This is a genomic window from Caulobacter sp. AP07 (assembly GCF_000281955.1).
Classification (GTDB): domain Bacteria; phylum Pseudomonadota; class Alphaproteobacteria; order Caulobacterales; family Caulobacteraceae; genus Caulobacter.
The window spans coordinates 1-7,791 of sequence record NZ_AKKF01000079.1 but is presented as its reverse complement, the minus strand read 5'-3'; the positions used below and the strand labels follow the sequence as shown (position 1 = coordinate 7,791).

Annotated in this window: 5 protein-coding genes and 1 pseudogene; 1 reads left to right on the top strand and 5 read right to left on the bottom strand. The window is 69.9% G+C overall.

All coding sequences use genetic code 11. From position 1 onward, the window contains the following. Positions 1-20 precede the first annotated feature (20 nt). The 3 genes from xdhB to uraH are packed head-to-tail and all read right to left on the bottom strand — an operon-like array spanning position 21 to position 4,177. Complete coding sequence (xdhB, locus tag PMI01_RS05540) at positions 21-2,372, bottom strand: xanthine dehydrogenase molybdopterin binding subunit (RefSeq protein ID WP_007664999.1); 2,352 nt, start codon at positions 2,370-2,372, stop codon at positions 21-23. Further along, the gene (gene xdhA, locus PMI01_RS05535; RefSeq protein ID WP_007664996.1) at positions 2,365-3,828 is read right to left on the bottom strand and encodes a xanthine dehydrogenase small subunit; all 1,464 of its coding nucleotides are present in this window, start codon (positions 3,826-3,828) and stop codon (positions 2,365-2,367) included. Before xdhA ends, xdhB begins: the two co-directional genes overlap by 8 nt. Position 3,829: 1 nt before the next feature. Continuing rightward, positions 3,830-4,177 (bottom strand): hydroxyisourate hydrolase, encoded by a 348-nt coding sequence (gene uraH / locus PMI01_RS05530; protein ID WP_007664994.1) that lies wholly within the window; start codon positions 4,175-4,177, stop codon positions 3,830-3,832. A 354-nt stretch (positions 4,178-4,531) separates the two neighbouring features. Between uraH and PMI01_RS05525 the strand changes: the two genes are divergently transcribed. Continuing rightward, complete coding sequence (locus tag PMI01_RS05525) at positions 4,532-6,820, top strand: NADP-dependent malic enzyme (protein WP_007664992.1); 2,289 nt, start codon at positions 4,532-4,534, stop codon at positions 6,818-6,820. 191 nt (positions 6,821-7,011) lie between these two features. On the opposite strand, the gene PMI01_RS27740 is transcribed toward PMI01_RS05525, so the two are convergent. After that, the gene (locus tag PMI01_RS27740; RefSeq protein WP_026171987.1) at positions 7,012-7,209 is read right to left on the bottom strand and encodes a cold-shock protein; all 198 of its coding nucleotides are present in this window, start codon (positions 7,207-7,209) and stop codon (positions 7,012-7,014) included. A gap of 144 nt (positions 7,210-7,353) precedes the next feature. Further along, positions 7,354-7,557, bottom strand: a pseudogene (locus tag PMI01_RS27735) (cold-shock protein); the annotation flags it as partial. Positions 7,558-7,791: the final 234 nt, after the last annotated feature.

The window sequence follows — 7,791 nt, the reverse complement described above, 5'->3', positions numbered from 1 at the left end:
CCTCTCCCGCTGGGAGAGGGTCAACACGACGCCGCCCTCTTCTTCACATCCTCGACCGCCATCAGGATCCGCTCCGGCGTCGCCGGCGCGTCCAGGTCGGGGAACACGCGATGGTCGGCCACCGACGCCACCGCCCGGTTCACCGCCGACAGCACCGACAGCGCCAGCATCAGCGGCGGCTCGCCCACCGCCTTCGAGCGGTGCACCGTCTCCTCGACGTTGCGGCCGGCCTCCCACAGCGCCAGGTTCAGCACCGCCGGCCGGTCGCCGCAGGTGGGGATCTTGTAGGTCGAGGGGGCGTGGGTCAGCAGGCGGCCGTCGGCGCTGAACACCAGCTCCTCGGTGGTCAGCCAGCCCATGCCCTGGATGAAGCCGCCCTCGATCTGGCCCAGGTCGATGGCCGGGTTCAGCGAGCGGCCGGCGTCATGCAGGATGTCGGCCCGAGTGACCTTCATCTCGCCGGTCAGGGTGTCGATCAGCACCTCGCTGCAGGCCGCGCCATAGGCGAAATAGTAGAACGGCCGACCGGTGTGGGTGGCGCGGTCGTAGTGGATCTTGGGCGTGGCGTAGTAGCCGGTGGCCGACAGCGACACCCGGCCCAGATGGGCCTGGCGGCACAGCACCTCGAACGGGATCAGCTCGGCGCCGGCCCGCAGGCCTTCGGGCGTGAACGCGACCTCGGCCTCGGCGCAGCCCCACTTGCGGGCCGCGAATTCGACCAGCCGGGCCTTGATCGTGTTGGCCGCGTTCAGCGCCGCCATGCCGTTCAGGTCGGTCCCCGACGAGGCGGCGGTGGCCGAGGTGTTGGGCACCTTGTCGGTGACCGTCGAGGTCACCTTGATCCGCGCGATGTCGACCTTGAAGGCCTCGGCGACGATCTGGGCGACCTTGACGAACAGCCCCTGCCCCATCTCCGTCCCGCCGTGGTTCAGCAGGATCGAGCCGTCGGCATAGAGGTGGATCAGCGCCCCGGCCTGGTTCAGGTGGGTGGTGGTGAACGAGATGCCGAACTTCACCGGCGTCAGGGCCAGGCCCTTCTTCAGCACCGGGCTCTTGGCGTTGAAGGCGTCGATCGCGCGTTGCCGGGCCTCGTAGTCGCAGGACGCGGCCAACTGCTCCAGCAGTTGCGGCGCGACGTTGTCCTCAACCGTCTGGTGGTAGGGCGTCAGGTTGCGCCCCTCGCCGCCATAGAGGTTGCGCTGGCGCACCAGCAGCGGGTCCAGCCCCGTGGCCTGGGCGACCGCGTCCATCACCCGCTCGATCGCCGCCATGCCCTGCGGTCCGCCGAAGCCCCGGAAGGCGGTGTTCGACACCGTGTGGGTGCGCAGGCGGTGCGAGACGATCTCGACGGCCGGCAGGAAGTAGCAGTTGTCGGCGTGGAACATCGCCCGGTCGTTGATGGCCATCGACAGGTCGGTGGTCGAACCGCAGCGCGAGGCCAGCTCCAGGGCCAGGCCCGTCAGCCGGCCCTCGTCGTCGAAGCCGACGTCGTAGGCGCATTCGAAGTCATGCCGCTTGCCGGTCATGACCATGTCCTCGTCGCGGTCGGGACGGGCCTTGGCGGCGCGGCCGGTCTTCACCGCCACCAGGGCGGCGGCGGCAGCGAACAGCGAGGCCTGGGTCTCCTTGCCGCCGAACCCGCCGCCCATCCGGCGCACCTCGACGGTGACACTGCTGTGTGGCACGGCCAGCACCTTGGCGATCAGGTGCTGCACCTCGCTGGGATGCTGGGTGGACGACCAGACATGGACGTCGCCGCCCTCGCCCGGCGTCGCCAGGGCGACCTGGCCTTCGAGGTAGAAATGGTCCTGGCCGCCGATCGCCAGCCTGCCTTGCAGGCGCCGGGGCGAGGCCGCCAGGGCGGCGGCCGCGTCGCCGCGCGCCATGCGCTGGGCGGTTTCGATGGTCGAGCCGGCCTCTCGGGCCTGGGCGATGGTGACGGCGGCCGGCAGGTCCTCGTAGACCACCACGGCCTTGGCGGCGGCGGCGCGGGCGGCGGCGATCGAGGTGGCGGCGACGGCGAACAGGCTCTGGCCGACACAGACCACCTCGCCGTCGGCGAACAGCTTGTCGTCGTGGATCACCGGGCTGACGTCGTTCTCGCCGGGGATGTCCTGGGCGCTCAGCACCGCCACGACGCCCGGCGCGGCGCGCACGGCCGACAAGTCCATCGATACGATCTTGGCATGGGCCTTGGTGCTCATGCCAAGATGGACATGCAGCATCCCCACCGGCTCGGGCAGGTCGTCGACATAGATCGCCGCCCCGGTGACATGGCGCAGGGCGCTGTCATGCGGCAGCGCGGCGTGAACGCCCTGGAAGACGACGGGTTCGACGCCAACGGTGTTTGAGGTCGGGGTGGAGTCAGCCATGGGCGGCGGCCTCCGGAACGCGGGTGGCCAAATCGGGTCGGGCGGACTCGATGTACGCCTTGCGCAGCATGTTCCCCGCCGCCAGGGCGCGATAGGCGGCCGAGGCGCGGGCGTCGGTCAGGGGTGTGAAATCGCCGCCCAGGGCCGCGACCGCCGCGTTGACCGTCGTCGGGTTCCAGATCCGGCCGACCAGCGCGGCCTCGCAGGCCGCCGCCCGCTTGGGCGTGGCGGCCATGCCGCCGAAGGCGATGCGGGCCGAGGTCACGACCTCGTCCTGCAGCTGGATGTTGAACGCCCCGCACACCGCCGAGATGTCCTGGTCGAAACGCTTGGACAGCTTGAACACCTTGAACATCGCGCCACCGCCGAGCTCCAGCGGCACAAGCACGGCCTCGACGAACTCGCCGGGCGCACGGTCCTGTTTGCCGTAGGCGATGAAGAAATCCTCTAGCGGCAGGGTGCGCTGGGTCTCGCCCCGGCGCAGCACCAGCCGGGCGCCCAGTGCGATCAGGGCCGGCGGCATGTCGCCGATCGGCGAGCCGTTGGCGATGTTGCCGCCGATCGTGCCGCTGTTGCGCACCTGGGTGGACCCCAGCCGCCGCATCATTTCGCCGAGGTCGGGATAGAGCGCGCCCAGCGTCTCCAGGGCGTCGACATAACGCACGCCGGCCCCGATCCGCAGCCAGCCGTCCTGGCGGGACATGGCCTTCAGCTCGGCCACCTGGCCGATGTCGATCAGGGTCTTCAGCGGCTTGCGCAGCTTGGTCACCCACAGGCCGATGTCGGTGGCTCCGGCCACGATCACCGCGTCCGGATGGGCGGCATAGGTTTCCGCCAGCTCGGCCAGGCTGCGCGGCGCGAGCCAGCGGCGGGTGACGCCCGCGATCGCGTCGTCGTGCTCCAGGCTCAGCGTCGTTTCGCGCCGCAGGCCGACCAGCTGGTCGGCCACGTCCGGCGCGGCCTCGGCGGGGATCGCCTCGGCGGCGGCGATGATCGGGCCATAGCCCGTGCAGCGGCACAGGTTCCCGGCCAGCACCTCGTCCACCGGCGCGTCGGCGCCCTTGGCGGCGATCGCCCGGCCGTACAGCGACATGACGATGCCCGGCGTGCAGAACCCGCATTGCGAGCCGTGGTGCTCGACCATCGCCGCCTGCACCGGATGCGGCGCCGCGCCCGCCACCCCCTCGACCGTGATCACCGCCTTGCCGTCCAGCATCGGCACGAACTGGATGCAGCTGTTGACGGCCCGCCAGGTGGTTTCGCCCTGCCCGTCCAGCTCGCCGACCAGCACCGTGCACGAGCCGCAGTCGCCCTCGGCGCAACCTTCCTTGGTCCCGGTCCGCCGCAGGTCGCCGCGCAGGTGTTCCAGCAGCGTACGAGTCGGGTCGACGCCCCGGGCCTCGACCACCTCGCCGTTCAACAGGAACCGCACCGCCCCATGTGGTTTTGGGCCCATCTCAGCTGCCCCGATAGGTGGAATAGCCGAACGGCGAGACCAGCAGCGGCACGTGATGGTGCTGGGTCGGGTCGGCGACCGAGAAGTCGATGACCACCACGTCCAGGAACGGCGGATCGCTGACCGCCGCGCCGCTGGCCCGGAAATAGTCGGCGACCGCGAACTCCAGCCGATAGCCGCCGACTACCAGGTCCGCGCCCTCGACCAGCCGCGCCCGGCCGTCGGCGTCGGTGCGGGTTTCGGACAGCAGGCTGACCACGCCTTCGCGATGGGCGGAAATCCGCACAGCGACGTTGGCCGCCGGGCGACCGGCCGCCGTGTCGAGGATATGGGTGGTCAGGCCGCTCATCCGTTCGTCGTTCCTTGCTCGGCGTTTCCGGACGCCAGTCTAAACCCTTGGCGCCGCGAGCGATGCTGAAACCACCTCGTCCGCAAGTCCAGCCTGTCGCGGCCGCGACAGGCGCCAGAGCCGCAACCGCCTTGCATGGCGGCGTTCGGCGCCCGCCGCTTGGGCGTTATATAATTCTTTTATTACTTAGTGAGCCATCGCCGATCGCTTCTCCAGGCGGCGATCCCGAAAAAAGGGCCGAAAGACGCGGCGTAAGGTTGGAAATACCGGGCCAACACCGGTAGCTAGGCCCTGACGGACCGCACCAAGACGATCCGCGCCGCTCCACCTGCGCAGTCACCGAGGAACCGACCGATGGACGAGGATTTCCGTAAAGCCGCCCTGGACTATCACCGTCTGCCGCGGCCCGGAAAACTGGAGATTACGGCCACCAAGCGCATGGCCACCCAGCGCGACCTGGGCCTGGCCTACTCCCCCGGCGTCGCCGCCCCTTGCGAGGCCATCGCCGCCAACCCCGATCTGGCCCGCGACTACACGGCGCGCGGCAACCTGGTGGCGGTGATCTCCAACGGCACCGCCGTGCTGGGCCTGGGCAATATCGGCCCGCTGGCCAGCAAGCCGGTGATGGAGGGCAAGGCCGTCCTGTTCAAGAAGTTCGCCGGCATCGACGTGTTCGACCTCGAGGTCGACGCCGAGGATCCCGACCGGTTCATCGAGGTGGTCGCGGCCCTGGAGCCGACCTTCGGCGGCATCAACCTCGAAGACATCAAGGCCCCGGAATGTTTCGTCATCGAGCGCAAGCTGCGCGAGCGGATGAACATCCCGGTCTTCCACGACGACCAGCACGGCACCGCCATCGTCTGCGCCGCCGCCGTCCGCAACGCCCTGGTCGTGCAGGGCAAGACCCTGAAGGACGTCAAGCTGGTCACCTCCGGGGCCGGCGCGGCCGCCCTGGCCTGCGTCGACCTGCTGGTCTCGATGGGCCTGCCGGTCGAGAACGTCACGCTGACCGACATCAAGGGCGTGGTCTATGCCGGGCGCGAGCCCGACATGCCCGACAACATGGCCCGTTACGCCCGGCCGACCGACGCCCGCGCCCTGCCCGACGTGCTGCCCGGCGCCGACATCTTCCTGGGCCTCTCGGCCCCGCGCGTGTTCAAGGCCGAATGGCTGCCGCTGCTGGGCCCCAACCCGCTGATCCTGGCCATGGCCAATCCCGAGCCGGAGATCCTGCCCGAGATCGTCGCCGCCCAGCGCCCCGACGCCATCATGGCCACCGGCCGCAGCGACTATCCCAACCAGGTCAACAACGTCCTGTGCTTCCCGTTCATCTTCCGGGGCGCGCTCGATGTCGGCGCCTCGGAGATCAACGAGGCCATGAAGGTGGCGGCCGTCGAGGCCATCGCCGAACTGGCCCGGGCCGAGGCCTCCGAAGTCGTCGCCAGCGCCTATGGCGGCGTCGCCCCGATGTTCGGCGCCCAGTACATCATCCCCAAGCCCTTCGACCCGCGCCTGATCCTGCAGATCGCCCCGGCCGTGGCCCGGGCGGCCATGGACTCAGGCGTCGCCACCCGGCCGATCGCCGACTTCGACGCCTATCGCCAGGAGCTTGAGCTGTTCGTCTACCGCTCGGGCCAGCTGATGCGGCCGGTGTTCGAGCGGGCCCGCAAGGCGCCGGTGCGCGTGGCCTATGCCGAGGGCGAGGACGAGCGCGTGCTGCGCGCCGTCCAGACCGTGCTCGACGAGGGCCTGGCCAAGCCGGTGCTGATCGGCCGTCGCGACGTCATCACCGCCAAGGTCGCCGAGATGGGCCTGCGCCTCGACCTCGGCGGCCGCACCGAGATCCTCGACCCGTCGGCCGACATCGAGCTGTTCGCGCCCCTGGTCGAACGCTACCAGGGGCTGGTCAGCCGCCGGGGGGTTCCGCCCCTGGCCGCCGAACGCCGGGTGACCAGCCGCCGCACGGTGTCGGCCTCGATGCTGCTGCAGGCCGGCCTGGTCGACGCCGCCCTGGTGGGCGGGACCGGCGACTGGTGGCAGCACATGACCTATGTGCTGCCGATCATCCCCAAGCGCGAGAAGGTCGGCCGGGTCTACGCCCTGTCGGCGCTGATCCTCGACAACGGCACGCTGTTCTTCTGCGACACCCACGTCAATGTCGACCCGACCGCCGAACAGGTGGCCGAGATGACCCTGCTGGCCGCCGAATCCGTGCGCCGTTTCGGCCTGACGCCCAAGGCCGCCCTGCTGTCGCACTCCAGCTTCGGGGCCAGCAACTCGCCGACCGCCCGCAAGATGCGCGACGCCCTGGCCATCGTCCGCGAGCGCGCGCCCGAGCTCGAGGTCGACGGCGAGATGCATGCCGACGCCGCCCTGTCCCAGGCCCTGCGCGACCGCCTGGTGCACGACAGCGCGTTGAAGGGTTCGGCCAACCTGCTGGTCATGCCTACCCTGGACGCGGCCAATATCGCCCTGACCCTGCTCAGCGCCGCCACCGAGGGCCTGCTGGTCGGGCCGGTGCTGCTGGGCATGAGCCGGCCGCTGCACGTGCTGACGCCCAGCGTCACGGCGCGCGGCATCGTCAACATGACCGCCCTGGCGGTGAACCAGGCGGCGGCCGAGCGCGAGCACCGGCTGATCTGACGTCCAGGGTCGTCGTCCCCCCCGGGGGGTGCCCGGGGGACGACGGCCGAACCGGCAACCCCAGATCCGGACGTGAAAAGGCCCCGCAGAGACCCTTCCACCGTCTCAGCGACGGAAGAAAGGTCCCAGCGGGGCCTGATTCAGGGGCCGAAGACCGGCCGGACGCTCCGCGCCCGGCCGAATTCCGAGCCTTAGAGGATGCGCAGGTTGCCGGCCGAGGTCTTGCCCGAGCGGCGGTCCTGTTCCAGTTCGTAACCGACTTGCTGGCCTTCGTTCAGGCCGCGCAGGCCGGCGCGTTCGACGGCCGAGATGTGCACGAAGATGTCGCCGCCGCCGTTGTCGGGCTGGATGAAACCGAAGCCCTTGGTGCTGTTGAACCACTTCACCACGCCGGTGCCGGATTCACCCGCGCCGCCACCGCCGCCGCCGCCGCCGTAGCCACCGCCACGGGGAGCGTCGTAACCGCCGCGCGGCGAATCGAAGCCGCGCGCGGCCGGACGGCGCGGCGCCGACGGGGCGGCGCCCTGGCCGGTGACGCGCAGATTGCCGGCCGAGGTCTTGCCCGAGCGGCGGTCCTCTTCCATTTCGTAGGCGACCAGGTCGCCCTCGTTCAGGCCCGACAGGCCCGAGCGTTCAACCGCGGCGATGTGGACGAACACGTCCTGGCCGCCGTCCTCGGGCTGAATGAAACCGAAGCCCTTGGCCGGGTTGAACCACTTAACGACACCGTTCGCCATCTTATCCTCAAAACCTTATTCGGCGGGCCAGTTGCCGACCCGCGTCCTTCCATCCTGCTCTCATGACGCAAAACTTCGGAACGCGCTACGGGGTTTGATCGCAGAATCTCGGGAGGAAGGCGGTCTGCGCGATAAATTTTCGCGTGACACGGGTTCGCGGCGACGCAAACGCCACCGGAAGTGGCATCTAGGCCACACATTAAAGCTGAGCTTTGGGAGTCTTTGGGTGCGGGG

Bases quoted from the DNA above. Each gene is read 5' to 3' on its own strand.
- xdhB (WP_007664999.1), bottom strand. From the start codon at position 2,372: ATGGCTGACTCCACCCCGACCTCAAACACCGTTGGCGTCGAACCCGTC.
- xdhA (WP_007664996.1), bottom strand. From the start codon at position 3,828: ATGGGCCCAAAACCACATGGGGCGGTGCGGTTCCTGTTGAACGGCGAG.
- uraH (WP_007664994.1), bottom strand. From the start codon at position 4,177: ATGAGCGGCCTGACCACCCATATCCTCGACACGGCGGCCGGTCGCCCG.
- PMI01_RS05525 (WP_007664992.1), top strand. From the start codon at position 4,532: ATGGACGAGGATTTCCGTAAAGCCGCCCTGGACTATCACCGTCTGCCG.